This is a genomic window from Larkinella insperata (assembly GCF_026248825.1).
Taxonomy (GTDB): domain Bacteria; phylum Bacteroidota; class Bacteroidia; order Cytophagales; family Spirosomataceae; genus Larkinella; species Larkinella insperata.
The window spans coordinates 2,445,244-2,471,904 of the sequence record NZ_CP110973.1; the positions used below are offsets into that span (position 1 = coordinate 2,445,244).

The 26,661-nt window shown below is 53.5% G+C and carries 15 protein-coding genes; 10 read left to right on the forward strand and 5 right to left on the reverse strand.

What is annotated here, in order from left to right:
* Positions 1–24: 24 nt before the first annotated feature.
* On the reverse strand, positions 25–3,078 hold the full coding sequence (locus OQ371_RS10025) for a SusC/RagA family TonB-linked outer membrane protein (RefSeq protein WP_265993623.1): 3,054 nt from the start codon (positions 3,076–3,078) through the stop codon (positions 25–27).
* Between the two features lie 588 nt (positions 3,079–3,666).
* On the opposite strand from OQ371_RS10025, the gene OQ371_RS10030 reads away from it, so the two are divergent.
* The 4 genes from OQ371_RS10030 (at position 3,667) to OQ371_RS10045 (ending at position 10,545) form a co-directional block, all read left to right on the forward strand.
* Entirely contained in the window at positions 3,667–6,630 is a 2,964-nt protein-coding gene (locus tag OQ371_RS10030; RefSeq protein ID WP_265993624.1) for an FAD-binding and (Fe-S)-binding domain-containing protein, read from the forward strand.
* Complete coding sequence (locus OQ371_RS10035; protein ID WP_265993625.1) at positions 6,627–8,303, forward strand: hypothetical protein; 1,677 nt, start codon at positions 6,627–6,629, stop codon at positions 8,301–8,303. Before OQ371_RS10030 ends, OQ371_RS10035 begins: the two co-directional genes overlap by 4 nt.
* On the forward strand, positions 8,278–8,508 hold the full coding sequence (locus OQ371_RS10040) for a hypothetical protein (RefSeq protein ID WP_265993626.1): 231 nt from the start codon (positions 8,278–8,280) through the stop codon (positions 8,506–8,508). Before OQ371_RS10035 ends, OQ371_RS10040 begins: the two co-directional genes overlap by 26 nt.
* A 63-nt stretch (positions 8,509–8,571) precedes the next feature.
* A complete protein-coding gene (locus OQ371_RS10045) occupies positions 8,572–10,545 on the forward strand; it encodes a M1 family metallopeptidase (RefSeq protein ID WP_265993627.1) in 1,974 nt (657 codons plus the stop codon).
* Between the two features lie 51 nt (positions 10,546–10,596).
* Here the strand turns inward: OQ371_RS10045 and OQ371_RS10050 are convergent, their stop codons facing one another.
* Positions 10,597–11,541, reverse strand: coding sequence for a 3-oxoacyl-ACP synthase III family protein (locus OQ371_RS10050; protein WP_265994297.1), 945 nt, complete (start codon positions 11,539–11,541; stop codon positions 10,597–10,599).
* A 371-nt stretch (positions 11,542–11,912) separates the two neighbouring features.
* A complete protein-coding gene (gene secA / locus OQ371_RS10055) occupies positions 11,913–15,287 on the reverse strand; it encodes a preprotein translocase subunit SecA (RefSeq protein ID WP_265993628.1) in 3,375 nt (1,124 codons plus the stop codon).
* A 291-nt stretch (positions 15,288–15,578) separates the two neighbouring features.
* On the opposite strand from secA, the gene OQ371_RS10060 reads away from it, so the two are divergent.
* The 5 genes from OQ371_RS10060 to OQ371_RS10080 all read left to right on the forward strand — a co-directional run bounded on the left by OQ371_RS10060 (position 15,579) and on the right by OQ371_RS10080 (position 22,415).
* Positions 15,579–16,622 carry an endonuclease/exonuclease/phosphatase family protein gene (locus tag OQ371_RS10060; RefSeq protein ID WP_265993629.1) on the forward strand — a complete coding sequence of 348 codons (1,044 nt, stop codon included), beginning with the start codon at positions 15,579–15,581 and terminating at the stop codon, positions 16,620–16,622.
* A gap of 124 nt (positions 16,623–16,746) precedes the next feature.
* Positions 16,747–18,072 carry a Gfo/Idh/MocA family protein gene (locus OQ371_RS10065; protein WP_265993630.1) on the forward strand — a complete coding sequence of 442 codons (1,326 nt, stop codon included), beginning with the start codon at positions 16,747–16,749 and terminating at the stop codon, positions 18,070–18,072.
* A 101-nt stretch (positions 18,073–18,173) separates the two neighbouring features.
* A complete protein-coding gene (locus tag OQ371_RS10070) occupies positions 18,174–19,190 on the forward strand; it encodes a T9SS type A sorting domain-containing protein (RefSeq protein ID WP_265993631.1) in 1,017 nt (338 codons plus the stop codon).
* Positions 19,191–19,398: 208 nt separating this feature from the next.
* Positions 19,399–19,737 (forward strand): PadR family transcriptional regulator, encoded by a 339-nt coding sequence (locus OQ371_RS10075; protein WP_265993632.1) that lies wholly within the window; start codon positions 19,399–19,401, stop codon positions 19,735–19,737.
* Complete coding sequence (locus tag OQ371_RS10080) at positions 19,734–22,415, forward strand: ABC transporter permease (RefSeq protein ID WP_265993633.1); 2,682 nt, start codon at positions 19,734–19,736, stop codon at positions 22,413–22,415. The genes OQ371_RS10075 and OQ371_RS10080 overlap by 4 nt, the downstream gene beginning before the upstream one ends.
* 51 nt (positions 22,416–22,466) lie before the next feature.
* On the opposite strand, the gene OQ371_RS10085 is transcribed toward OQ371_RS10080, so the two are convergent.
* Both OQ371_RS10085 and OQ371_RS10090 read right to left on the reverse strand, forming a co-directional pair.
* Entirely contained in the window at positions 22,467–24,977 is a 2,511-nt protein-coding gene (locus tag OQ371_RS10085; protein ID WP_265994298.1) for an ABC transporter permease, read from the reverse strand.
* A gap of 65 nt (positions 24,978–25,042) precedes the next feature.
* A complete protein-coding gene (locus tag OQ371_RS10090; protein ID WP_265993634.1) occupies positions 25,043–25,741 on the reverse strand; it encodes an ABC transporter ATP-binding protein in 699 nt (232 codons plus the stop codon).
* 165 nt (positions 25,742–25,906) lie between these two features.
* Here OQ371_RS10090 and OQ371_RS10095 point away from each other — a divergent pair, with 165 nt between their 5' ends.
* The gene (locus OQ371_RS10095; RefSeq protein ID WP_265993635.1) at positions 25,907–26,632 is read left to right on the forward strand and encodes an arylesterase; all 726 of its coding nucleotides are present in this window, start codon (positions 25,907–25,909) and stop codon (positions 26,630–26,632) included.
* Positions 26,633–26,661 lie beyond the last annotated feature (29 nt).

Sequence of the window (26,661 nt, forward strand, 5' to 3'; positions counted from 1 at the left end):
TAATGAATGAAAGCATGGAACGGTTTAGAATCCGGCGTTGATGCCAAACGTAAACACGCGCTGAGAGGGATACGAGGTGTAGTCGATCCCCAATGACGGAATGCCGTCGATTGCTTTATTGGTGTTAACTTCCGGATCCAGACCCGAATAACCCGTGATCAACAGCAGGTTCTGGCCCGTTAACGAAAACCGCAGCGTACGGATTGCACTGCTCTTGGGCAGCGGCAGGTTGTAGCTAACCACTAAGTTGGAAAGCCGACCGAAATCGCCTTTTTCCAGGAAACGAGTTGAAACCAGAGGGGGGTTAACGGCATTTTCACTGCTGGAAGCCACGTCTTTCGTGACGTTCCGGCCGTTGCGCAGGTTTCCTTTCGTGAAAATAGCGTTAGCTGTGTTGTTGTAAATGTAGTTGCCGCCCGCTCCAGACCAGAACATGGTCAGACCCCAGTTTTTGTAACCGAAGTTGTTGGTCAGACCCCAGTTGTAATTCGGGATCGCGGTTCCCTGGTAGCTCAGGCCCAAAGACGGATCGGTGTAAACCCCGAAACCCTGATCATCGTATCCGGTAAAGGTTGGCATGAAGAAGGAGAACAGCGGACGGCCGCCAACGATGCGCTGGGCATAAGCACCCGACAGACCTTGTCCGTTGATAGCACCCGTGTTGTAAAGACCGTTGAAGTTAGTAACCTCATTCTTCAGGTACGTTCCATTCGCAGAAATCGACCAGGTGAAATCCTGACCCGTCAAAACGTCGTAGTTGATGCCTAACTCAATACCACGGTTAACCACGTTGGCGTCGAGGTTGATCCAGCGTGAACGGGCCGGAGCGGGTTGGGCATAGAGCGCTTCGAAGAGCAGGTCGCTCGTGTTCTTGTTGAAGAAGTCGATTGTGGCAGTCAGGCGGCCGCTCAGGAAGCCCAGGTCGGCACCAATTCCCCACTGGCGGGTTGATTCCCAGCGCAGGTTGGGGTTGGGCGTAATGTCGGGCGAGGAGGCCGCGTTGTTGGGGTCGAATCCCCGGCGGAACTGCGTCAGGTTCGGTGGGAACTCCTGGTTACCCGTCCGCCCCCAGTTCGCGCGAAGTTTCAGATCCACGCCTTTACCGGCCAAGAACGCTTCGTCAGAAACCCGCCAAGCACCGGCAAACGACGGGAACGCGCCGTATTTGTTGTTAGGTCCGAATTTCGACGATCCGTCCACCCGAACGGTAGCCGTTAATAAATACCGGTCGTTGATGTTGTAGTTTACCCGGCCGAAATACGACTGCAATTCACTCTGGTTGCGGTCTGATCCGGCGAAGTAAGCCTTCGTGCTTCCCTGGTTGTTAACGGCGCTGATGTTGTTGGCATACGGGAAAAACTCGTCGGCTTCGGGTAGAAACTGCTCGGCCTGAATAAAGGCGCCCCGGTTCTGGAATTTCTGATAAGCAAAACCCAGCAAACCGTCGAAATTACCCGGTCCTAGTTTCCGGTTGTAGTTCAGGGTATGTTCCAGAAGGGTTGAGCTGCGGTCGCGGTTTTGGATGATGGCGCGTCCGGCTTTGTTCGGGATGTCAAAACCCGGAATGTTTCGGCGAATCGACGTCCGGCGCTCCGACACGGAGTTGTCCAGACCCAGGTTGAATTTGTACGACAGGCCCTCGATGATGCGCCAGGTAGCTCCGATGTTACCCAGCGTCCGGCGCGTGCGGCCCTGGTCGTCGATCATCTCCAGCAGTGAAACCGGGTTACGGAATGAGTTACCCTGTGGCTGGCCCTGGGCGTTGTAGCCTTCCGGCGTAAAGAAGCGGCCCTGCGCATCCCGTACCGGGTACGTCGGGTTCGACTGAATGGCCGCAGCGATCAGGTTTCCTTCAAAACCGGCGTTATCGCTGTTGGGTACATAAACGTCGTTGACGCCCGAGGTCGTCAGTTGCAGGTCAAGTACGACTTTATCGTTGAACAGTTCGTGCGTGGCATTGATACGACCGGTGATCCGTCTCAGGTCTGATTTTTTAATAACCCCCTGAATGTCGGAGTAACCGAGTGACATGTAATAACGGGTGTCATCGTTACCACCACCGTAGCTTACATTGTAGTTCTGCGAGATGGAGGTCCGGAAAATCTCCTTTTGCCAGTCGGTAGCGGCTTTGGCATTTACCGCCGGAGAACTGGCGTCACCACCCGCTGCGGTTACAGCGCCCGCGTACTCACCCGCCGTCAGCAGGTCATACCGTCTCAGGGTAGAACCGATACTGGTATTGGCGCTGATGTTGAAGGTCTTCTGACCGGCTTTTCCTTTTTTGGTGGTAATCAATACAACCCCATTGGCACCCCGAGCACCGTAGATTGCGGCCGCTGAGGCATCTTTCAGAACGGAAATGTTTTCGATGTCCTCCGGGTTCAAAAAGTTCAGGGGGTTCCGGGCGGCCTGGGTCCCGGCGCCGTAGTCGCGTCCACCGTCCGACACGTCACCACCGTCCAGCGGGACACCGTCGACAACAAACAGCGGATTGTTGTTACTACGAACCGAGGTAGTACCCCGAATCCGGATGTTAACTCCGGCACCGGGTTCGCCACTGGCCGGGGTTACCTGAATACCGGCGGCACGGCCTTGCAATAGTTGCTCCGGCGAGGCAATAACCCCTTTGTTGAAGTCCTGCGTTCCCAGCGCAATCACGCTACCGGTGGCATCCTTCACCCGTTGCGTACCGTATCCGACAACCACCACTTCCTGCAATTGCTGCTGATCTCCTTTGAGCGTAACATCAACGGTGGAGCGATTGCTTACGGCCGCTTCCTGAGTGGTCATACCGATGAAGCTAAACACCAGGGTCGCGTTGTCGGGAACGTTGGCCAGGCTGTACTTTCCATCTGCATCGGTCGTTCCCCCGCGGTTGGACCCTTTGATTTGAACTGTTACACCGGGGAGGGCGGAATTGTCTTCAGCAGATCGGACGGTTCCGGATACGGTTCGGCCCTGGGCAAATGCCTGGAACTGGGTCAGACAGAGAATGAACGTAAGGGATAACAGGAGGGCCGCGATGCGGCTTCTTTGTTTACCCTGAGCCATACAGAGATGCTCAGGCTGATCCGCCATACGTTCATGATTGAATCCAATAGAATGATTCATCATAGGTTAACAAAATAGAATAGGTTGTGAAATGAGCGCTTAATGCAGGTCAGCGGATATGTGTACTAAATCTTCGGTTGAAGCTGGACATGACAAAGCCGAAAGACAGATAGACTGTTGTCTTTCGAGCGGCTAAGAATCGTATGATAAGTAGTTTGTCGTAGTGTCTTAGTATCCCCTTATGAATTAATAGGACATAATTCTGATCTGTTCTGGCAAATTACAATAATTAGTTCTGATAATACAAACCGTTAGGTACTAAAATTGTTTTACGGTTTTTTTGTATCAAACTAATAGATAGAAATAAGTGGAGAGTATTTGGGATAAAGGGCATATAAAGGGCCTAAATAACGTCTGTACCTTGTCTGTAAAGGATTAACAGTTAGTATGTTTTTCTATAAATACGGCCGTTGTTAAATTGTATTTTTTTAATGTAGGCTTTTTGCAGTGGTTTATTTCTTTAAGTCCTATTACTGGAAAAATTTGTACCTTTGAGGTCAAAAACCACTAATTTTTAGGGAACCAGCGATGGTTCGGTCTTTGACGAAGGCTCGTATGGTCAATCAAGAGACGCTGCAACAACTCGCCAGTCAGTTAGAAGGCGAATTTCATACCGACAATACCCAACGTACTTTATATGCCACGGACGCATCGGCCTACCGCGAAATGCCGCTGGCAGTTGCCGTTCCCCAATCCATCCAGGATCTAAAGCGGTTGATTGCGTTCGCCCGTGATCACGGTACATCGCTCATTCCGCGGACGGCCGGAACCTCGCTGGCCGGGCAGGTAGTCGGAAGCGGTATTGTCGTGGACGTGTCGAAACACTTCACGAAAATTCTGGAGCTGAACGAAAAGGAGCGCTGGGTGCGGGTCCAGCCGGGCGTGGTACGTGATGAACTGAATTTGTTTCTAAAGCCGTACGGTCTCTATTTTGGGCCGGAAACCTCGACGGCCAACCGGGCGATGATCGGGGGGATGGTCGGCAATAACTCCTGCGGGTCTAACTCCGTGGTGTACCGGTCAACCCGGGAGCATTTGCTGTCGGTGAAAGCCCTGCTGGCAGACGGAAGTGAAGCGGAGTTTGGACGGATGGAAACCAACGATTTTGACCGGTTGGTTGACGCCAGCACCCAAAAAAACGGGAGCGCGTCGCTGCTGGATAAAATCTACCTGAAAACAAACGAGATTCTGACCAATCTGGAAAACCAGACGGAAATCCGGCGGCAGTTTCCCAAACGGAGCATCGAACGGCGGAACACGGGTTATGCCCTGGACGAGTTGCTCGAATCCGCGCCGTTCACGGAAGGAGCCGACGCGTTTAACTTCTGCAAGCTGATTGCCGGTTCGGAAGGAACGCTCTGTTTTCTGACCGAGATCAAGCTGAACGTGGTGCCCCTGCCGCCGAAGGAAGCAGGCAAGGTCTGCATCCACTGCCACACCGTCGACGAAGCGTTACGCGCCAACCTGATTGCCCTGAAATACCAGCCGATGGCGGTTGAGCTGATCGACCATTACATTCTGGATTGTACGAAAGATAATATTTTGTACCGGCAATACCGTTTCTTCGTCCAGGGCGATCCGGGGGCCATTCTGGTTGCGGAACTGGGCAGCGACGACCGCGCCGAAATTGCCGAACGGGCTGCGGCCATGGAAGCTGAACTCCGGGAAGCCGGGCTGGGATATCACTACCCCGTCATTTATGGCGAGGATGGTAAAAAGATCTGGGCGCTGCGCAAAGCCGGGCTTGGCCTGTTGGGCAACATGCCGGGTGACGAAAAAGCCGTGGCTGTAATTGAAGATACGGCGGTTGATGTCTACGATTTGCCCGACTACATCCGGGATTTCAACGAAATTCTGCACAAATACGGTATGTCGTCGGTGCATTACGCCCATGCCGGTTCCGGTGAGCTGCACCTGCGGCCGATCATCAACCTGAAAACGGAAGAAGGCCACCAGCAATACCGGGTCATTGCGGAAGAGATTGCCAGGCTGGTTAAAAAATACGACGGTTCCCTGTCCGGGGAGCACGGCGACGGCCGGCTGCGGGGTGAGTTTATCCCGCTGATGGTGGGGCCGAAGAACTACGAACTGATGCGCGACATCAAGCAGACCTGGGACCCGTACGGTATCTTTAACCCCGGGAAAATCGTTGAAACCCCGCCGATGGACACGTTTCTGCGTTACCAGGCCGGGCAGCAAACGCCCGAGTTCAAAACGTTTTTCCGGTTTCATGATCAGACCATCCTGCAACACGCCGAGCAGTGCAACGGCTCCGGTGATTGCCGCAAGACCCAGCTGTCGGGCGGAACCATGTGTCCCAGCTACATGGCGACCCGTAACGAAAAAGAAACAACGCGGGGGCGGGCCAACATTCTGCGGGAAATGCTGACGCTCTCGCCGAAGGAAAACCGCTTCGATAATAAGGAAATCAAGGAGGTTTATGACCTCTGCCTGGCCTGTAAAGGTTGCAAAGCCGAATGTCCGTCGAACGTCGACGTGGCCAAGCTCAAAATGGAATTTCTGCAGCACTACCAGGACGCCAACGGAGTGCCCGTCCGCAGTCGGCTGGTGGCCAACTTTGCCAGCTTGTCCGGGGTGGCATCGTGGGTTCCGTGGGCTTACAATGCTGTCTTAGGAACTGAATCGCTTCGGCGGGTGGCCAACCGCGTCATCGGTTTTCACCCCGACCGAACCATGCCGCTGCTCCATTCGACCACGTTACGGAAATGGGTGAAGAACCTTGAGCAGAAAGTGGCGGTTCCAGACGGGAAGGCCCATCCCACCAAAGTTTACCTTTTCTGCGATGAGTTTACCAACTATAACGACGTAGAAGTGGGTAAAAAAGCCGTTCTGTTGCTGAGGAAACTCGGTTATGAGGTTATTATGCCGGAACACGGCGAAAGTGGTCGGGCGGCTTTGTCGAAGGGCTTGCTGCGGCAGGCCAAACGGTTGGCGGAAAAAAACGTCCGGATGCTGAAAGACTTTATCACGACGGAAACCCCGCTGGTGGGGATCGAACCGTCGGCCATTCTGACATTCCGGGACGAATACCCCGACCTGGTTGATGAGTCGCTGCTGGCGGATGCCCGTCGGATTGCCGAAAGCGCTCTGACGTTTGAAGAGTTCATGGCCCGGGAGATCGACAAGGGCGCCATTCCCAAAAGCGCCTTCACGACCGAAAAGCGGTTGATCAAGCTGCACGGTCACTGCCAGCAGAAAGCCGTCTCGTCGCTGGTACCGTCGAAGAAAATGCTGTCGCTGCCCGAAAACTACACGGTTCAGCTCATTCCGTCGGGGTGCTGCGGCATGGCTGGGTCGTTTGGCTACGAAGCCGAGCACTATGATGTTTCGATGAAAATCGGGGAGCTGGTGTTGTTCCCCACGGTCCGGCAGCAGGCCGATGACGTCATTATTGCCGCAGCCGGAACCAGTTGCCGACACCAGATCAAAGACGGCACCGGGCGCAAGGCTCAACATCCGGCAGAAATCCTTTACGAAGCGTTAGTAACCAACGAATGAGAAACGGACAGATCAGGCCGCTGGCGGGTATTTTGCTGATGATCGGTTCGGGATTGGCGCTGACGCACAACCTGCCGCTACGGTATGATGTAACCTTCGGGGACGAGATGACGTACCTCGCTTCCGGCCTGACCTACACATTTCCACCGGACCCGTATCTGGCGCAGTGGGGTTCGTTCTACGCAGCCTGGCTGAAGCTGTTGCAGGTTGTCGCGAACGATCCCCTTGACCTGTTTTATCTCAACTGGCGGCTGCTGGTCATCCTGACGGGGGTACTGTTGTTCTTGTTCCTCTACCTGCGAAAATCCGGGTTTATCGTTAGTTTGTTCTGTGCGCTCTGTTTCCAGTTTTCCGCTCTGAACGTACAACTGGACCCTCGCATTTCGGCGTTCACGCTCTGTCTGATTCTAACGGGCTTGTGCATTATTCAGGCGCGGGATTGGTCGGCCCGAAACGTATTGCTGGTGACGGCGTTGACGGCGTTGGTGTGTGCCTACGTCCGGCCGGAGTTTTACGTAACCATGCTAATCGCGCTCGGGCTGGCCGTTGGTACATTTTTTGTCCCCCGGTTTCGCAGTGGCGATTTTTCATTGCGTGCGCTCTCGGGTGTTTTGGGCGTTGGTGCGCTGGTTATCGTGCTGTTTCTTCTGTTTGGCTATCCGCTGGCGGACAGGAGTCAGGGCAGCAACCGGAGCTTTGACGCCTTCGTGCAGCATTTTAGCATCAATTACAACACCTGGCACAATCGCCCGACTGATATTCCGATTATTGACCAGTTTAAACTGATCACGGAAGTTTTTGGTCCCGATGTCAAGTCGATGGGGGAGGCTTTCCGGGTTCATCCCGATCTGGTGATCCGTCACTTCTGGACAAACATCGTCAACACCATCAAAGCGGAATTCCGGGTTTTGGGCAGTTTATTTTTCGAAACGCCTTTAATGCACCTCAATTCGCCCTACCGGAAATGGATACTGGCGGCTTTGTTGGTTGGAACCGTTTTCGGTCTGATTGATTTGCGGGGAACATTCCGGCAACTGGCCCAAAAACGCCCTCGATTCACCAGCAAAGAGCTGGCCTTTTTGATTTTACTCCTGCCCTCGCTGGGGTCCGTCGTATTGGTTTTTCCGCGATCGCATTATTTGTACTTCCACGCCGTCGGGCTAATTACTATCGTAGCTTTTCTACTGAGCCGGATCAAATTACGGAGAGAGCCGTCGCCGGTCTGGGTGGGCGGTTTGACCAGCCTCATGCTGGTTTGGGTGATCTACCAGACTACGCAGATGCAACGGGAAACGCAACCAACGCCCACGGCCGACAACATCCGGTTCATCCGCTCCCTTTCGATTAACGGTACGGTTTCGTCGCTGGAACGGGAATGGTACCGGGTGTTTTTGTACAATCGGGAACAGCCGCCCCGCTGGATCCGGGTGGAAGATTACCAACCCAATACCGATTTTGGACGTTTTCTGAAAGAGCAAAACGTCAACTTCATTCTAATGACCGGAGACATGCAACGGTATTTTGCCAGCGACCGCGGTTTTAAAGCTTTTCTTTCGGAAGGCGTAACCGACGGTTTTTTGCAGTTGAAGGCGCCCGAACCGGGAAGCTACCTGCTGATTCGGCCGGAATTATTGTCGAAGCAGGCAGATGTCACGTCGCTCTCGGGCCGGTAAAATGGTAAAAGTCCTGAAAGCAATACTGGTGGTGTTCATGGTTGTTACCTGGCTAACAACCGGCGTGGTATTTTTTCTTACAGCAAGCCGCTGGGGGAGAATGGCAACGATTGGCAGCGGAATAAGCGTTAATATTTTGTTGGCCGTTGCCTACAGTTGCCTCGGGCAACGGCCCGGCAGCCTGCGCGACTGGTTTAAAATGTAGGATACAACAAGTCGAATACGCCGTTTAAAACGTTATAGTTAAAGAGTATCAATAAGCACCTTCATGAATAAACTCCTTTTTTTTATTAGTGTCCTTTTGTCGTTGGTGGAAGTTCGGGCGCAGTCCAAAAGCACATCCAGCTACGACCCGCACGAACTTTTCCATCCACTGTTTAATATGCAGCCGGGTAACGACTACCGGGCAAGCAGTGGCGCTCCCGGTCCCCGTTACTGGCAAAACCGGGCCGATTACAAAATCAACGCCCGTCTGGACGAAGAAAAGAACGTCTTGACCGGAGACGTTGAGATTACGTATAAAAACAACAGCCCCGAAGCCTTGTCGTTTTTGTGGCTGCAACTGGATCAGAACGCTTTTTCCGACACGTCCCGGGCGGCCAAAACCACGCCGGTGCGTGGGGGGCGTTACGGAAATTCGGGCTTTTCCGGCGGGTTCGAAATTCAGTCGGTCACGGTTGACCAGGGCAAAGGCAAGGCCGTTGATTACCTGATTACCGACACGCGGATGCAGGTGCGGCTGGCCGAACCGTTGAAAGCGGAGGGCGGGGTTATCAAGCTGAAAGTGGAATATTCATTTAAAATTCCGGGCTACGGCTCCGACCGCATGGGTACGTCGCAGACGCGCAACGGGCTGATCTATGAAATGGCGCAGTGGTATCCGCGGATGTGCGTGTACGACGATGTTGAGGGCTGGAACGTACTGCCTTACCTGGGAGCGGGCGAGTTTTACCTGGAATACGGTGATTTTGAATACACCATCGATGTTCCCTGGAACCACATTGTTGTCGGCTCCGGCGAACTGCTAAACCCGCAGGAGGTTTTGACCGCCGAGCAGCAACGGCGGCTGGCGCAGGCCCGTAACAGCGATAAGACGGTGTTGCTGCGCACCAAAGATGAAGTCAACAGCCCGCAGAGCCGTCCGAAACAGTCGGGCCGATTGACCTGGCGATTTCGTTGCCAGAACGCCCGTGATGTAGCCTGGGCAACCTCCAAAGCCTTTGTGTGGGATGCGGCCCGGATTAATCTGCCGAGCGGAAAAAAAGCGCTGGCAATGTCGGCTTACCCGGTTGAAAGCGCTACGGACGATTCCTGGAACCGTTCGACGGAATACGTGAAAGGCTGTATTGAGTTTTATTCCGGTTACCTGGCCGAGTATACTTATCCGGTGGCCACGAACGTCGCTGGTGTTGTGGGCGGGATGGAGTACCCCGGTATTGTATTTTGTGACCGTCGCGACAAAAAAGAATCGCTCTGGGGCGTTACTGACCACGAATTTGGTCACAACTGGTTTCCGATGATCGTCGGGAATAACGAACGTAAATACGCCTGGATGGACGAAGGTTTCAACACGTTCATCAACATTCTCTCAACGGAAAACTTCAACAACGGCGAATACAACCGCCCGAAAGGAACGATGCACGACCTGGCCCCGGCGCTGTTCAACATCGACGAACCGATCATGACGATCCCGGACGTGCTGCAACCGCTGCATCTGGGCATTATGGGGTATTACAAACCGGGCATGGGCCTAAAACTGCTGCGGGACGTGGTACTGGGCCCGAAGCGCTTCGATTATGCGTTTAAAACGTACGTACAACGTTGGGCTTTCAAGCATCCGACGCCGTATGATTTCTTTCGGACGATTGAGGATGCCGCCGGGGAAGATTTGGGCTGGTTCTGGCGGGGGTATTTCTACGAAACCTGGAAGCTGGATCAGGCCGTAAAAGACGTGCGGTATGTGGATCAGGACCCGCAGAAAGGTTCAGTAATCACCATTGAGAACCTGGAGAAGTGGGCGATGCCGGTTACGGTCGAGGTAGAAGAAGTAGGCGGTAAAAAGACGCGGGTCAGCCTGCCTGTCGAAATCTGGCAGCGGGGCGGCACCTGGAGTTTCAAACAGCCAACCACCGCGCCAATCCGGTCGGTAACCATTGACCCGGATGAAAAACTGCCGGATATTAATCCGCGCAACAACACCTGGAAAAATAACAGCGCGTCTTCGAATTCGACGGCCAACTAAAAAAGAAGCGGGTAAGACTAACTTACCCGCTTCTTTTTTGGATCACACTATCTATACTTCAACGAGCATTGCACCAAACGAATACCCACCACCAAACACCGTTAGGACGATTTTTTCGCCTTTCTTGAAAATGGAGCGGTTTTCGGACAAGGCAATGGCGCAGCCCGCGCAACCCGTGTTCCCGAGTTTCTGAATGTTGGAAAGCAGCTTGGATTCGGGCAGTTTCAGCGTATTGATCACGTTCAGGCTGATGCGCAGGTTAGCCTGGTGCGGAATCAGGTAAGCCACATCGTCAATCGTCAGGTTGTGTTTCTCCAGCACCTGGACGCTTACTTTGGGCATGTACTGACAGGCGTGAATAAACACGTCGCGGCCGTGGGGCATGATAACGCCTTTTTCCAACGGTTTCAGCATGACGCCGGTGGTGGCTTTTCCGCTGGTCGCGGCCCCGCCCGTAATGATGGTCTGGATCGTCATGTCGTCCTCGCTGATGCGCTCTTTGGAGATCAGCAGAGCGGCTGCTCCGTCGCCCCACAAATGCCCCGACACCGTGTCTGATTCGTTGTTGTAAGCCGTATTATGCTCCGAAACAACCACCACCGCCAGGGAAGCTTTGTTCATGGCAAAATAGCCTTCTACCACTTCGACGGCGTTGATCAGCGATGAACAGGCGGTTGAGATCGAAACCACCGGGATATCGGCTACACCCAGATTGTGCTGGACAACGTGGGCCAGGGTGACAATGGTGTCGTATGGAGTGTAGGTAGCACCTACGATAAGGTCGATCTGAGAAGGAACAATCGTCGTTTGCTCGAACAGACGCCGGACGGCTTCCAGCGCCATAGTGTTTGTATTTTCGTCCGGTGCTGCTTTGCGACGTTCGTGGATACCGGTTCGTTCGATAATCCACTCGCTCGATAAACCGTTGAGCTTGGTAAAGTGTTCGTTGCCAACTACTTCGCTAGGAAGGTAATGGCTAACTGCATGAATATACATCATACGGAATGAAAGAAAGGAATCCGCTTACGTGATTCCACGCCGAAAATTAAGTATTTCCGGGAAAGCGTAGTATTAAAAATTAGAACAATACCATAACATCTTCCTTTCTTTATGAATTAGTTGTTAATGCAAATTACGACAAGGTTAAAAAACTGATTCCGTCTGCCCGTCGATGCGTTTAGTCGGTAGTCTGATTATAAATGTCCCGCAAAGAAAGAATAAAGATTGGAGGATCGCATGATCAAGGCATCTGCGGGCTTATTTTCTTTCATTAGTGAGATTCATAGAAAAAGGCAGAGAGATAAAAGCAAGGCGTTCAGAATACCTTACGCTTTGCCCTTACCTCTTTGCCCTGTGATCAAAACCGGTTAGTCAATTAAAACCGCCCGGCCACTCTGGACGTCGTTTTCGACTACCTTGTATTTAACGTCCCGTTTGATGGTGCCGTCCATGTACTGAACGCTCACTTTTTCGTTCCGGTTAGCCACTTTCACCGACCGCATCGGCGCCTGCTTTTCGGCAGTTGCCATCTTGCGGGCATACTCCTGCGGTCCACCGGCGACGGGCTCTTCGTGATCTTCTTTGTTGGTGTGCAGCTCCGGCTGCGGTTCCGGATGGCGCTGGGGCGGAGCCTGCCGAACCTCCTGCTCCACTTCCTCGGCTTCCTGGCCCGGAATGTCGGTTTTGGTCAGGAAACTAATTGTATCGAAATTGACCTTGCTCAAAAACCGTTTGAACAACTCCACCGATTCAAATTTATAAACCAGCAACGGGTCTTTCTGTTCAAAAACAGCGTTCTGCACCGATTGTTTCAGGTCGTCCATTTCGCGCAGGTGTTCCTTCCATTCCTGGTCGATCACCGACAGCGAAACGGCTTTTTCCATTTCCGTAATCAGTTCGCGGCCTTCCGTTTCAACGGTTTTGCGAAGGTTGGCAACCACGGTCAGCTCGCGCAGCCCGTCGGAGAACGGAACTACGATGTCCTGAATGGTAGCTCCCCGCTCTTCCAGAATGGATTGCAGAACCGGTCCGGACTTCTCGCGAATGGCAGTATTTTTATCGTGGTAGTGCCGATCAGCTTCTTCGTACAGCTTCTGCGCCAGTTCCTTGCTCTTCAGGCGGCTGAACTCTTCGCGGCTGATGGCGGTCTCAAACCCGAGGGCCGTCAGCGTTTGGAGTGCAAATTCGTCGTAGTTGCCTTCGTTGTTGTTTGCCAGGTCCTCGCAGACGTCGTACATCGTATTGGCGATGTCGAGGGCCAGCCGATCGCCGAACAGCGCGTTCCGACGGCGTTTGTAAATGGCCTCCCGCTGATAGTTCATCACGTCGTCGTATTCCAGCAGGCGTTTCCGAATTCCGAAGTTGTTTTCTTCGACTTTCTTCTGCGCCCGTTCGATGGACTTCGTAATCATTGAATGCTGAATTACTTCACCTTCTTCCAGACCCATCCGGTCCATGACTTTGGCAATCCGGTCGGAACCGAAAAGCCGCATCAGGCTGTCTTCCAGCGAGACGAAGAACTGCGTCGTACCGGGATCACCCTGACGACCGGCCCGACCGCGCAACTGGCGGTCAACGCGCCGGGATTCGTGCCGCTCCGTACCAACGATGGCCAGACCGCCCGCTGCCTTCGATTCCGGCGTCAGCTTGATGTCCGTTCCCCGACCGGCCATGTTCGTTGCAATCGTTACCGTTCCGGGCTTACCGGCTTCGGCCACAATTTCGGCCTCCCGCTGGTGTTGCTTGGCATTCAATACCTGGTGCGCAATTTTCCGCAGCGACAGCATCCGGCTTAACAATTCGGAGTTTTCAACGGAAGTGGTACCCACCAGCACCGGACGTCCTTTCTCAACGAGGCTGACGATCTCGTCAACCACGGCATTGTATTTTTCCCGCACCGAACGGTAGACTTTATCTTCCTCATCTTTCCGGACAATACCCCGGTTCGTCGGAATCACCACCACGTCCAGTTTGTAGATCGTCCAGAACTCCGACGCTTCGGTTTCGGCGGTACCGGTCATCCCGGCCAGTTTATGATACATGCGGAAGTAGTTCTGCAGCGTAACCGTTGCGTAAGTCTGCGTGGCATCTTCTACTTTCACGCCTTCTTTGGCTTCCACGGCCTGGTGCAATCCGTCGGACCACCGGCGGCCTTCCATGATCCGGCCCGTCTGCTCATCAACAATTTTGACCTTGCCATCCATAATGACGTAATCAACGTTGAGTTCAAACAGACAGTAGGCTTTCAGCAACTGGTTAACGGTATTGATCCGCTGGGTTTTTACCGAATAATCGCGGATGAGCGCTTCTTTGTGTAAGATTTTCTCTTTTTCCTCCAGCTCCGTGCTTTTGTCAATCGCGTTCATGTCAATCGACAGATCGGGCAGGATAAAGAAGTTGGGATCTTCGCCGGAACCGGTGATGTAATCAATTCCCTTTTCGGTAAGGTCGATGCTGTTGTGCCGCTCGTCGATCGTGAAGTACAACGGGGCATCGGCTTCAGGCATCAACTTCTGGTTTTCGGCCAGGTAGACCGATTCCGTTTTCTGGAGAACGGCCTTGATCCCCGTTTCACTCAGGTATTTGATCAACGGCTTGTATTTCGGCAGACCCCGGTGGGCGCGGAATAAGGCCAGACCGCCTTCTTTTTCGTCGCCGGCGGCAATTTTCTTTTTGGCCTCGTTCAGCAGGTCCTGAACCAGTTTGCGCTGAACTTCGGCGACGCGGGCAATGCGGGGCTTCAGTTCGGCAAACTCCTGTTCGTCACCGCGCGGCACGGGACCGGAAATGATCAACGGCGTCCGGGCGTCATCGATCAACACGGAGTCGACCTCATCGACCATGGCGTAATGGTGCTTGCGCTGAACCAGTTCGTCGACCCCCCGCGACATGTTATCGCGCAGGTAGTCGAAACCAAATTCGTTGTTGGTACCGTAAGTAATATCGGCCAGATACGCCTGTTTGCGGGAGAAGGAGTTGGGTTGGTGTTTATCGATGCAATCGACGCGCAAGCCGTGGAACTCGAACAGCGGGGCCATCCACTCGGAGTCGCGTTTCGCCAGGTAGTCGTTGACGGTTACGATATGAACTCCGCGACCGGCCAGGGCGTTCAGGTAAGCCGGGAACGTAGCAACCAGCGTTTTACCTTCCCCGGTTGCCATCTCCGAAATTTTACCCTGGTGCAATACCGTACCCCCGATGATCTGCACATCGTAGTGGACCATGTCCCACTTGATCTGGGTTCCGGCGGCATCCCAGCTATTGGCCCAGTAGGCTTTATCGCCGGTGATGGTAATGTGTTTTTTGCGGGCGGCAAATTCACGGTCGAATTCAGTAGCGGTTACCTCCAGCTGCTCGTTTTCCTTAAACCGTTTAGCCGTTTCTTTCACAACGGCAAACGCCTGCGGCAGAATATCGAGCAAAACCACTTCCAGTTCCTTGTTCCGGTCGGCTTCCAGTTTATCGATCTGGTTGAAGATGCGTTGTTTGGCATCCACGTCCAGATCAGGCTGATCGGCTACCTGCTTTTGAAGATCGGCGAGCTGGGTATCGATCGGCTGCAACCGTTGCGCAATAACCTGCTTGAGTTCAACCGTTGCGTTTCGAAGCTGATCGTTGGAAAGAGACTGTAATTTTTGAAACTCAGCGTTTACTTTGTCGACGTACGGGAGCAGTTCGCGAATGTCCCGATCCGACTTAGTACCGAAGAGTTTGGTAATGCCCTTTGTTATGAGGTTAATCATTCTAAGTATCTATTAAACGAAAGTTTCAATAAAGTTCTGCAAAATTAGGGGTTTACGCCATAGAATAGTAACAATTTCTGAATCAGTTTCATTGCGTACCACCCTGAGATTTTGGATAAACGGTCTTACAAAGGAATAAATCGTCATTCCTGGCCTTGTCCATTCACTAAATGATTAAAGAAACTTAATGATAAAATCATCCGAAGAAACCTTAAAATAAGTATTTATGCGTGGTAAGTTGTCCGATTAACGTCCGTTTTACGCACACAACGGTATTTCAACTATAACGGCATGGAAAAGCTGAATGTATTGCTCTGGAATATGGAGTGGATGAATGACCTGTTTGACAGCAGCGGTACCTTTCGGCCGGATGATGCCGTTCCGCAGCATGCGCCGGACACCACCGTGCGGACCCGTCGGACCCAGCTGTCGGGCGTTATTGCGGAAATAGACCCGGATGTGGTGATTGTTGTCGAAGGGCCAAACACCGATAAGGAACTGCAACTGTTTTTTGATACGGACATAACCGGCACCTGGATCACGAAAGTACAACCCACCAAAGGGTCCTCCCAACTCGTTGGCTGTGCCATCCGGACCGACCGGGGTAAGTTCGATGCGGCAAATCCACTGAAGTTTTTCGATACCGCCAACAAAGACCAATTTCCCGAGTTTCAGCCGTTTGACATCGATACCGAAGACGACGGTGTAATCGAACGCTACCGCTTTGAGCGCTCTCCCTTGTACGTGGAGCTTCGGACGGCGGGTGGCCATTCTGTCCGGTTTCTGGGACTGCACCTGAAGAGCAAGGGCATTTTCGACGCCTACGAATGGAGCAAATGGTGGGAGGTGGCCGACGCCAACCGCCGAAAGCTGCTGGCGCAGGCTACGCAGATTCGGCTGAACTTCCTGAACAAATACCTGCTGAACGAGGACACCCGAAACATTCCGCTGATTGTCTGTGGCGACATCAACGACGGCCCCGGCCTGGATGCTAGTGAGAAACGAATTTTGGGCAGCGGCATCGAACGGTTGATGGGGACGGTCTGGTATCCCGCCCTGTGTCTGGGCAACGCCCTGTTTGATTACTGCCTGACGCCCGCCGATCGGCTGAATCTGCGGTTCGAAAAAATTTATACGACTTCTTTTCGTGACCCGATTTTCAACAACACCTGGCATAAAGAGTGGATCGACCACGTGTTGTATTCCCGAAACCGTCCACAACCCTGGGTAACCAGTGCCCGGATTTACACCGAAATGCCCGATGGTCGGAAGATCTGGGATAAGTACCCCCATGCTTCCGATCACATGCCGGTTTCGGTGGAAATTAGTTTGTAAACCTGAACGTAAAATTGCTTGAGGTTGAAAAGCTGGCGGAAGGGTTGTAAGTTGGTATGAAATTTTGGCGGGATTATGTTGGATTCTGCCGATTCAAATTCATCCTGATCATTCCTGAACCCTCATGACAACTTCCCGCAGAAAATTTCTCCGGCAATCTTCCCAGTTAGCCACCGGCGTTGGCTTGGCAACGGCCCTCCCGGCCGATGTGTTGGCTTCACACCCCCAAACCGCTCCGGGCGACGAGATCCGGGTGGGCCTGATCGGCTGCAACAGCATGGGCTGGTCCGACCTGAACTCCATGCTCAAACACCCGGGTGTTCGCTGCCTGGCTTTATGCGATGTTGACAGCAATGTGCTGAACAAACGGGCCGCCGAGCTGGAGAAAATGTCTGGCAAGAAGCCGGTTTTATACAGTGATTTTCGGAAGTTGCTGGAAAACAAAGACATTGATGCCGTGATCATCGGCACACCCGACCACTGGCATTGCCTGCAAACCGTCTACGCCTGTCAGGCCGGGAAGGATGTGTACGTGGAAAAACCGATGGCCAATTCCATTGAGGAGTGCAACCTGATGGTGGAAGCCGCCCGAAAATACAACCGCATCGTGCAGGTGGGGCAGTGGCAGCGCAGCGGTCCGCACTGGAACGCAGCCCTGGACTTTGTGCGTTCCGGAAAAATTGGCCGCATTCGCTCAGTCAAAACCTGGGCGTTTATGCCCTACGGCAAAACATTCCCGGTTAAGCCGGACGCAGCCGTCCCGGCGGGTGTCGATTACGACATGTGGCTGGGACCGGCCCCCAAACGGCCTTTCAACCCCAACCGGTTTCACGGCAGCTTCCGGTATTTCTGGGATTATGCCGGTGGGCTAATGACCGACTGGGGGGCCCACATGATCGACATGGCGCTGGCCGGAATGAACGTTACAGCTCCCAAAACCGTCGTCGCCTTGGGCGGCAAATACGGCTTTCCGGATCACGCCAGCGAAACGCCCGATACGCTACAGGTGGTATATGACTACGGTAATTTCACGCTCCTCTGGGAACAATCGCTCGGCACAGGCCGCGGGCCTTTTGACCGCGAACACGGTGTGGCTTTTATCGGTAACCAGGGAACAGTGGTGATTGATCGCTCCAAATGGGAATTGTTTCCGGAAGTGGACGCGGGCAATTACCTGATCCCGGCCCAGCCGCCGAAATTCGGCAACGGCCGGGACCTCGACAGCCATACGCTTAACTTCGTCACCTGCGTCCGGACCCGGCAAAAGCCCAACTGCCCGGCGGAGGTAGGCCAGGCTGTGGCCCTGCACGCGCATCTGGGGAACATCGCCTACCGGACGGGGCAGAAACTGGTTTGGGATGCTGAAAAGAATCAGATTGTTGGCAACGAAAAAGCCGCTGAACTGGCCAAGGCCCGTTACCACGGCAACTGGAACGTGCCAAAGGTGTAAGGTGCTGGTGCGACATTTTGGCCGCCCGAAGTGACTTTCAGAAACGAAATTCTTCTAAAGTAGTACGCTTGTACGATACTACTATTTACGGAAGACAGCTTATGAAAATCACTACGCGTCTGACCGCGGCTCTGCGACAGATTTCGTTGGTTCTGGGTTCAGGATTGTTGGGGGCCACCGCAGCACTGGCCCAATGCGCCCAAAAGAATGGAAAGGATCAGTCCGTTGACTTTCGTCTTACATACGATAAAGCCAATCAGCGCATTACCGCCTGGTACGTGCCTTCCATATCCAGTACGCACCGGTTGGTAACGGGGCAGTTCAGCATTGTAACCCCCGACGGTTTCACGGCGCCGGAAACGGGATCAGGTCAGGATTCGAAGCTGGAAATCACGAACATCAACGGCTCCTGGCAAGATTTCGTTTTTGATAATGATTTGTTTACCTCAAAAGCCATGTCGCCCCTGGCGTCGCTCGAAGGGATTGTCGTTCATCAGGTGGGGATGGCTCCGCAGGCAACTGACATCGGGGCTGTCACGGCGGGTCAACCCGTGCCTTTATTTTCGTTTCCATCAACCGCCAAGGAGGGAACCGTACGAATTGTTGATACCGGAGAAAAGGTTCAGAAAGAGATTTTGAGCAAATTCGGCGGTAATATCAGCAATGAAATTTCCATCCAGTCACCCGTCAAAGCCTTTGTGCGGGCCGAGCAACTTTATTGCAAAAACGACCTTCAGAAGAAGATTGATTTCAAGAAAACGGTTCTGGTTGACCCTACAGCAGTGGGAGCGTCCAAGTCGCCCACGGACGCCCAGACTATTGGTATGACTAACGCCAATGATCTTGATCTGTTGGGGGCGGAATCGTTGGTCGTAACGCCGAATCCGGCTACCGTTGAATTAGTGGTCCGGTATCAATTACTAGCGGCTGGCAACGCTGGCATCGATCTGGTGGACGAACAGGGCCGAACCGTTCAGACAATCGTCGCGCGTAAACATCATAATATTGGAAAATATTACCTCAAAGTAACTTTACAGGATATGGCCGCCGGAATGTATTTCTGTGCGCTGAAAGGCGAAGAGGGGCAGAAAACCGTCAAAGTCATGATTGCGAAATAATCTATCCGTACCATTCATACCCCATAAAAGGCCGGAAACTGCGAGGTTTCCGGTCTTTTTTATCCAGTCTCCGCGTGTCCGTTAGAGGACGTAGTTTGTCCGTAATTGGACAGCCCCCTGAAGGCATATCGCCAATTCTGCGGTATAAACGTCGTTTTTAACGCTGGCAAAAGATTTGTACGATAAAATAGAAACTAATCCTGAATTCATGCGTCGTACCTATTTGGGAGAATTTGAAGAGGTGGTTCTGTTAATGGTTGCCATTCTGGACGGCGAAGCGTACGGTGTTACCGTCAGTCAGGCCCTTGAAGAACATACGGGTCGGCTGGTTACGTTTGGAACCGTTCACAACACGTTGATTCGGCTGGAGGAAAAAGGCTTTGTAAGTTCGGAACTGGGCGGGGCCACCGCCGAGCGGGGTGGACGACGCAAGCGGCTGTTCCAGGTAACGGCTTTGGGCAGCCAAGCTTTGCAGGATATCCAGCAACTTCGGAATCAGCTCTGGCACTTGGTACCGCCCCACGCTTTAAAAGTCAGTGGTCTATGAGCGCTCCCCACACAAAACCGCCCCGCTGGGCCGAACGACTGCTGAGCTGGCTGCATCCGGCCGAAACGCTGGAGGAAGTTCAGGGCGATCTGGAAGAATTGTACGGGTACTGGTACCGGCGGAAGGGGCCCCGGCACGCAAAGATGCGCTATGTACTGAGTGTCTTTTCGGCGCTACCGCCGTTGGTACGCCGACGTCAAAAGGTCGATTCTAACCGTCAACGTTCGTTTTATGCTGCTGATATGATTCGGAATCATTTCAAAATTGCCTGGCGACACCTGAGCCAACGTAAAGGATACTCCGCGATCACCATTTTCGGTCTGGCGCTCGGTCTGGCGGTCAGTTTATTGAACCTTCTGTACGTTTTGGACGAGTTCAAATACGACCGGTTTCATACCAGTGCCGATCGCATTTACCGCATCAACAGCACCATTACCTACGCCGGGAAAGAATCGAAGGGCGCAGTTGCACCAACGCCGATGGGACAAACCCTGAAACGGGACTTTCCCGAAGTGGAGGAAGCGACCCGGCTGGGAAAATACGGCAGTCATCTGGTAAAAAGCGGTTCGGTCATTTTGCGGGAGCAGAACGTTTTGTACGCTGATTCCACCGTTTTTGATGTCTTTACGCTGCCCGTACTGACGGGGAATGCAGAAAAAGCACTGACCGAACCGCAATCTGTTGTTCTTACCCGAAGCACGGCCATCCGGTACTTTGGCTCGCCAGATGCCGTAAACCGGGTTTTGACGTTTGATCATAACGATGTTCGACGCGTAACGGCGGTCATTGAAGACATTCCGGTTCAGTCGCACTTTCGGGCTGACTTCATCCTGCCTTTGCACGCAACCAAAGACGCCAAAGCAAACAAGTGGGGAAATCATATTTTCAACACCTACCTGCTGCTGAAACCGGGTACCAATCCTCGGGTTGTTGAAGCCAAATTTGAGCGGATTCTTCAGACGTATGTTGACCCGGCGTTGCGGCAATTTTTTCAAACCACGCTGGCCGACACCCGAAAAGCGGGCAATAATTTTAATTATACACTGCTACCACTTCGGGATATTCACTTACATTCTGACCGGCAGGGCGAACTGGCGCCCAACAACAGCATGGAATCCGTCTATCTGTTCGGGCTGATTGCGCTGTTTATTCTGCTGATTGCGGTCTTTAATTTTATCAACCTGACAACGGCCCAATCGGGCAAACGGGCGCGGGAAGTCGGTGTGCGCAAAGTGATGGGTTCCAACCGAACCGAGCTGATGGGTCAATTTCTGGCCGAATCCGTGCTGATCACCTTCCTGGCTTTACTGGCAGGGTTGGGAATGGTCTATCTACTTTTGCCGACCTTCAATACGCTGGCCGCCAAAACATTGTCCTTTTCGCAGCTAGTGAACGGAACCTCCATTTGTTGTTTATTGATGGGCGCGGGCCTGGTTGGGGTTCTGGCTGGGGGGTACCCGGCTTTGTATTTATCGTCGTTCCAGCCGATTAAAGTGCTGAAAGGAAAGCTGTGGGGACTGCCCCAACGCCAAAATTTACGGAGTCATCTGGTGGTTTTGCAATTCATGCTGTCCACGCTACTCATTGTCGGGACGTTGCTCATTAAGCAGCAGCTTCACTACATTCAAACCAAGAAGATTGGGTTCAACAAAGAGCAGGTTGTGATTGTAAAAACCGACCAGGCTACGGAGTCACAAGTTGTTACTTTCCGCAAGGAAATGCTCAGCAAGGCTGCTATAAAAACCGGAACCGTCAGCGGTTTTCTGCCCGTAACGTCCCGGCGCTGGAATGATAGGTGGTACCCGGAGCGGGAAACCGACCAGAAATATTCGGTGAACATGCAGGAGTGGAAGGTGGATGCCAGTTATATCTCTACGTTCGGCATGAAATTGGTGCGGGGACGAAATTTCCGGATCGCGGAAACCGCCGACAGCGCAGCGGTCATCATCAATGAAACCGCAGCCAAACGGTTTGGCTACCAGAATCCGGTGGGCAAAACCATTCACAAAACCGGTGGTGAGCAACTGACCGTTATCGGTGTCGTGGCGGATTTTCACTACGAATCGCTTCGGTCGACCGTCGAACCGGTTGGACTGGTTGCAAACGCGGGTATGCTGGGCAGCGCCCTTGAACAGTCGGCCCTGGCTGCGGTTTCGTTTCGGCTAAACACCGCCGATATTCCGGCGGTCCTGGCTTCGATGGAGCAAACCTGGAAGCGAATTGCGCCCGGCCACCCCTTTGAGTACTCGTTTTTAAGCGATGATTTTGAGGCCATGTACCGCGTTGAGCAGCGGGTCGAGTACTTGTTTACGGTATTTGCGACCATCGCCATTCTGATTGCTTGTCTGGGGTTATTTGGCCTCAGTGCGTTTGCAGCCGAACAGCGCACGAAAGAAATCGGAGTCCGTAAAGTAATGGGGGCTTCTATCGGAAGTCTGGTGGTTTTGCTGACCAGCGATTTTTTAAAACCGGTTCTGATTGCCATCGCCCTGGGGTTGCCCATCGCGTGGTACCTCATGGATCGTTGGTTGCAGGATTTTGCCTACAAGATCAACATCCACTGGTGGGTGTTTGCGCTGGCCGGTGTGCTGGCCGTCGGCATTGCCCTGCTGACGGTAAGTTTTCAGAGTATCAAAGCCGCATTGGTAAATCCGGTGAAAAGTTTGCGGAACGAATAAGTGGTTGCCGGGTCAAGGCATTTTATCTGAAATGCCTTGACCCGCTGTTCCTTATGCCTCTGCTCGCAGCACTTCCAACGGCGGGCGCACCAAAACGCCACGGCTGTTAAACAAGCCAATAAGAACGGTCAATCCCGTCACGACGCCGACAACCGCCAGCAGCGGGGCAAAGTTGGGGGTGAACGGTATTTCAAAGACGAAATACGCCAGGCCCCAGGTGCTGAGCAGTGACAGCACGATGCCCGAAAGGGCCGCAATCAACCCCAGAAACAGGTACTCAATGAGCGTGATGAGCAAAATCTGCCGACGGTTAGCCCCCAGCGTTCGCAGCAGCACGCTTTCCTGAATCCGCTGGTATTTGCTGATAATCACGGAACTGCTCAAGACGAGCAAACCCGTGACGATGCTGAATAGGGCCATAAACCGAATAACAAAGGACACCTTTTCCAGCACTTCGTCGATGGTTTGCAGAATCAGGCCGAGGTCAATGGCCGACACGTTCGGATACCGGAGTACCAGATCGCGCTGAAACCGGGCCGACTGCTGCGTGTCACCTACGCGCGTCATCATGACGTGAAACTGCGGTGCCTGTTCGAGTACACCGTTGGGAAAGACGATCAGAAAATTGGTCTGAATTCGGTTCCAGTCCACCTCGCGGGTGCCGGCCACGATAGTTGGGATGAGCAGCCCCTGCACATTGAACGTCAGGGTGTCGCCCAGTTTCAGTTTGGTTCGCTCCAGATACCCCTTCTCGACCGAAATGTAGACATTGCCGCCGTCCTGATGCGGTGCTTTTCCGGCGGTTAGTTTTTCCGAACTGATCAGCGTATCGCGGTACGTCACCCGGTATTCGCGGGTTAACGCCCAGTCGGGCACCTTGACGCTGGTGTCTTTCTGAATGGCCGCGACCGTCCGCCCGTTGATTTCGGCCAGCCGCATCGTGACTACCGGAACGTTTTGTAGTACCGGTAAACGGTGTTGCTGAGCCAGTTGCTGAACGCCCGCTTTCTGCTCATTCTGAATATCGAACAAGACCATATTGGCCTGACCGCCACTGGCCGAAAGTTGAACCCGGCTCAAGAGCAGGGTCTGCGTGAGGTAGAGCGTTGCAATGAGAAAGGCGCCCAGACCGATCGAAATAACCAGAATCAGCGTCTGGTTCTGCGGGCGGTAGAGATTCGCCAGGCTTTGCCGCCAGATGTAGCTCCACGAAACCGGGAAAAACCGCCGAACCAAAAACATCAGCAATTGCCCCATCCCCGTCAAAAGACCGAAGGCCAACGCCAGCCCGGCCGTAAAGCCGAGTGCCGTCATCCAGTCACGAATCTGCCAGTAGGCAAAACCAAATATCGAAGCCGCAATGGTCAGATAAACCACCCATTGGAGGGGATCACGGCCGGTTACGTCCTCGTCGTAAGAACTGCGAAGGGTCCGCAGCGGGGCGACTTTTCGGATAACCAGCAGGGGCAGTAGCGCAAACAGAATGGCAATAACCAGCCCCGCGCCGATGCCCTGCGCCACGGCTTTCCAGGAAACGGTCGTTACGACTTCAACCGGCAGAAAACTGTCGAAAACTGCGGGCAGAACCAACTGCAAAACCGTCCCCAGCGCGGCCCCGATCAGTGCCCCGAGAAAGCCCATCAGCGAGGTCTGAATGAGGTAAATCAGAAACGCCTGCCGACCCGTCGCACCCAGGCAGCGCAATACCGCCACCGAAGCAATTTTTTCCTTCACATACAGATGCACGGCGCTGGCTACCCCCACGCAACCCAGCAGCAGGGCTACAAACGCTACCAGATTCAGAAACTTGGTCAAGTCGGCAAAAGCGCGGCCGGTTTGTTCTTTGCGTTCCGTTACCGTATCCGAACTGATGCCCAGTTTGTCGAGTCGGGGCGAAATGCTTTTGACGTATTTATCCACGTCGGTACCGGGTTCAAACTGGTAGTAGGAGCGGTAGGTGACCCGGCTGCCGCGTTGCAGCAGACCCGTTTCCTCCAGTAAACCGCGGGGAATAAAAACCGTTGGCGCGACGGTCGTCGTCACGGCCGTCTGACCCGGTATTTTCATCACCCGGCCCGCGACGTAAAACATCCGATTGCCGACTTTCACCGAATCACCGGGTTTGGCATTGAGCTGCACCAGCAGGGCGTCGTCCACCAGGGCAATCCACTGAAGTTTTTCGGCCGCTTTCCGAAACTGCGCCACGGCGTTAGCTGGCTGGGTTTCCCAGGCGCCGTAGTACGGGAATTTTCCCTGTAGGGCTTTCACCTGCGCCAGCCGGACCCCGCCCGAGCGTGGAAACATCACCATCGACGGAAACGCTACCTCCTGGCTGCGCTCCGGACTGATGCGGGCCAGAAACTGCTCCGTTTTTTTGCTGACTTCTTTGTTGGAAGTCAACACCAGATCGGCCCCGATCAGCTCGCGGGCCTGCTCATCGACGCTGCGCGACAGGTTATCGCCAAACGAATTGATGGCTACCAGAGCCGCAATGCCCAGCACAATGGCCGACATAAACAAAAACAACCGTTTGCGACTCCGGCGGCTGTCGCGCCACGCCATTTTCCACAGCCAGGGATCGAAAATCGATGCGGCCTGCGGTTTTATTTTAGGAAGTTCACGATCCATTAGTTGGTAATGATGCGGTTTTCGGTGAGGGTGTCCGAGACCAGATTTCCGCCTTTGATGCGGATGATGCGTTGCGTGCGGGCGGCCAGTTCAAGGTCGTGCGTTACCAGAACGAGGGTAGTGCCGGCTTCCCGGTTGAGTTCAAAGATCAGGTCGACGACGGTAGCGCTGGTGTCGGCATCGAGGTTGCCGGTGGGTTCGTCGGCAAACAGGATTTTGGGACGGTTGGCAAACGCCCGCGCCAGCGAAACCCGCTGCTGTTCCCCACCCGAAAGCTGCGTTGGGTAATGATGGCCGCGCTGCCCTAAACCGACGCGCTCGAGCAGTTCCTGGGCGGTTTTCTCCACCCGTCGTTCTCCGCGTAGTTCAAGCGGCACCATGACATTTTCCAAGGCCGTCAACGTGGGCAGCAACTGAAAATTCTGAAAAATAAAACCAACGTATTGATTTCGGACAGCCGCCCGCTCGTCTTCGCTGAGCGTGTCCAGTTTGATATTATTCAGGTAAATGCTGCCCGACGACGCCCGGTCGAGTCCGGCACACAGGCCCAGCAAGGTTGTTTTGCCGCTTCCGGACGGTCCTACGATGGAAAACGTATCACCAGCCTGGATATCAAAGCTTACAGAATTCAGGACAGTTAGGGTGCGACCTCCGCTCTGGTAGGTTTTTGTCAGGTTCTCAGCACGCAGAATGCTCATAAATGAATAGCTTAACGGGATAAGGAGATAACCAATTCGTTGTCATTTTATTCACCGCAACGAACGGTTTATTTGATAAAGGGCCAGAAATGGGGCTAAATGGATAAAATACCGTTATTTTTGTTTGATGTAGGCTTAATTCGGAGTCTTAAAATTTTGTGAGCAATGAATTTACTGAAACATACGCTGTGTAAAAAGGTCTGGCTGGGCGGATGGCTGCTGGTGGCGGTGCTGTCGGGATGCAATTCCAAAACGGAGACCAATCAGACGCAGGATGAAAAATCGGCGGCAACGGCTGATCCGTCGGAAAAACCGGCCAGCCAGCAACAAAAAACCATTTTGTTTTTCGGCAATAGCCTAACGGCGGGCTACGGCCTGGACCCCGCCGAGGCTTTCCCGGCGCTGGTTGGCGAAAAAGCCAAAGCCGCCGGTTATGAGTATCAGGTGGTGAATGCCGGGTCGAGCGGAGAGACGACGGCGGGCGGCAAAAGCCGGATTAGCTGGGTGTTGCGCAAACCCGTTGACGTGTTTGTGCTCGAACTTGGGGGCAACGACGGCCTGCGCGGGATTCCAATCAACGACTCCCAGAAAAACCTGCAAGCCATTATTGATACCGTCCGGCTAAAAAGTCCGCAGGCACAGATTGTGCTGGCCGGTATGCGCATTCCGCCGAACCTGGGTCAGGACTATTCCGAGCGGTTTTATAAGATGTACACCGACTTGGCCGACAAAAACAAAACCGCCCTCATTCCATTTCTGCTTGAAAACGTGGGCGGTATCCGGAAGCTCAACCAGCCCGACGGCATTCACCCCACGGCAGAAGGCCACAAAATTGTAGCCGATAATGTCTGGAAAGTGCTGGAGCCGGTTCTTCAAAAACAGCAGCTTTGAGTTAGATAATTGATCCCGAAACTTCCCTA

Bases quoted from the DNA above. Each gene is read 5' to 3' on its own strand.
- OQ371_RS10025 (WP_265993623.1), bottom strand. From the start codon at position 3,078: ATGGCGGATCAGCCTGAGCATCTCTGTATGGCTCAGGGTAAACAAAGA.
- OQ371_RS10030 (WP_265993624.1), top strand. From the start codon at position 3,667: ATGGTCAATCAAGAGACGCTGCAACAACTCGCCAGTCAGTTAGAAGGC.
- OQ371_RS10035 (WP_265993625.1), top strand. From the start codon at position 6,627: ATGAGAAACGGACAGATCAGGCCGCTGGCGGGTATTTTGCTGATGATC.
- OQ371_RS10040 (WP_265993626.1), top strand. From the start codon at position 8,278: ATGTCACGTCGCTCTCGGGCCGGTAAAATGGTAAAAGTCCTGAAAGCA.
- OQ371_RS10045 (WP_265993627.1), top strand. From the start codon at position 8,572: ATGAATAAACTCCTTTTTTTTATTAGTGTCCTTTTGTCGTTGGTGGAA.
- OQ371_RS10050 (WP_265994297.1), bottom strand. From the start codon at position 11,541: ATGTATATTCATGCAGTTAGCCATTACCTTCCTAGCGAAGTAGTTGGC.
- secA (WP_265993628.1), bottom strand. From the start codon at position 15,287: ATGATTAACCTCATAACAAAGGGCATTACCAAACTCTTCGGTACTAAG.
- OQ371_RS10060 (WP_265993629.1), top strand. From the start codon at position 15,579: ATGGAAAAGCTGAATGTATTGCTCTGGAATATGGAGTGGATGAATGAC.
- OQ371_RS10065 (WP_265993630.1), top strand. From the start codon at position 16,747: ATGACAACTTCCCGCAGAAAATTTCTCCGGCAATCTTCCCAGTTAGCC.
- OQ371_RS10070 (WP_265993631.1), top strand. From the start codon at position 18,174: ATGAAAATCACTACGCGTCTGACCGCGGCTCTGCGACAGATTTCGTTG.
- OQ371_RS10075 (WP_265993632.1), top strand. From the start codon at position 19,399: ATGCGTCGTACCTATTTGGGAGAATTTGAAGAGGTGGTTCTGTTAATG.
- OQ371_RS10080 (WP_265993633.1), top strand. From the start codon at position 19,734: ATGAGCGCTCCCCACACAAAACCGCCCCGCTGGGCCGAACGACTGCTG.
- OQ371_RS10085 (WP_265994298.1), bottom strand. From the start codon at position 24,977: ATGGCGTGGCGCGACAGCCGCCGGAGTCGCAAACGGTTGTTTTTGTTT.
- OQ371_RS10090 (WP_265993634.1), bottom strand. From the start codon at position 25,741: ATGAGCATTCTGCGTGCTGAGAACCTGACAAAAACCTACCAGAGCGGA.
- OQ371_RS10095 (WP_265993635.1), top strand. From the start codon at position 25,907: ATGAATTTACTGAAACATACGCTGTGTAAAAAGGTCTGGCTGGGCGGA.